The sequence below is a fragment of the Bacteroides sp. MSK.20.82 genome (assembly GCF_019052485.1).
Lineage (GTDB): Bacteria > Bacteroidota > Bacteroidia > Bacteroidales > Bacteroidaceae > Bacteroides > Bacteroides thetaiotaomicron.
Map to the genome: position 1 here is coordinate 1 of NZ_JAHQUN010000131.1, position 818 is coordinate 818.

General features: G+C 42.5%; 1 protein-coding gene. It reads left to right on the forward strand.

Annotated features, from left to right (window positions below; all coding sequences use genetic code 11):
* Positions 1–55: 55 nt before the first annotated feature.
* Complete coding sequence (locus tag KTR07_RS28130) at positions 56–418, forward strand: hypothetical protein (protein WP_008765457.1); 363 nt, start codon at positions 56–58, stop codon at positions 416–418.
* Positions 419–818 lie beyond the last annotated feature (400 nt).

An 818-nucleotide genomic window follows, 5' to 3' on the forward strand; every position in this document is an offset into this window, starting at 1 on the left:
TGTCTTACCCTGGATTTGGTTGACTACTATAAGTATCAACTAAAATGAATAAAAGATGAAAAAGAGTGACATGACCTTTAGTCCTTATCAGCTTGAACTTCTTGGCGATTTCTATCGTTCGAATTTCTCAGTTTCTCGTTTTGCCCAAGAAAAAGGGATTGCCCGCATTACATTTTGGCGTTGGGTTCGTATCTTTGAGGATTCTAATCCTGAAATATCCGCTTATATGAAAAAGAACAAGTCTCCCAAGTCCTCGGATGAATCCTCCTCAATTACTGCCTTACGTCTTGAGAATGAGCGTTTACGTGCAGAGCTTAAAGATGCTAAAATGCGTGCGCACGCCTTCGATACGATGATTGATGTTGCCGAGGAGATGTTTAATCTTCCTATCCGAAAAAAAGCTGGTACCAAACAATAAAAAGGCTTTGTAAAGGGAGGCATGCCTATACGGTGGTCTCTCTTTGCAAATTGTTTGGTGTAACAAAGCAAGCCTTTTATAAGTATGTTGACCATAGTACGGATAGTTCGGCCCGTGAACGTTTTGTTCTTGAGTTTGTCAAACGTGTGCGTTCAAAGGACCCTGGTATTGGGGGGATGAAACTTTGGCTGATGTACCGTAATGAGTTCGGCACCAGCCAGGCCTTTGTTGGGCGTGACTGTTTCTGTGCTATATTGTCCAAGTATAAGCTGACAATACGCAAACGTTTTCGGGCTCCACGTACGACAGACTCCTCTCATCACTTGCCACAGTATCCTGATTTAACCAGGACATTGCTATTAGAACATCCTGATCAGCTGTGGGTTAGTGATATCACTTA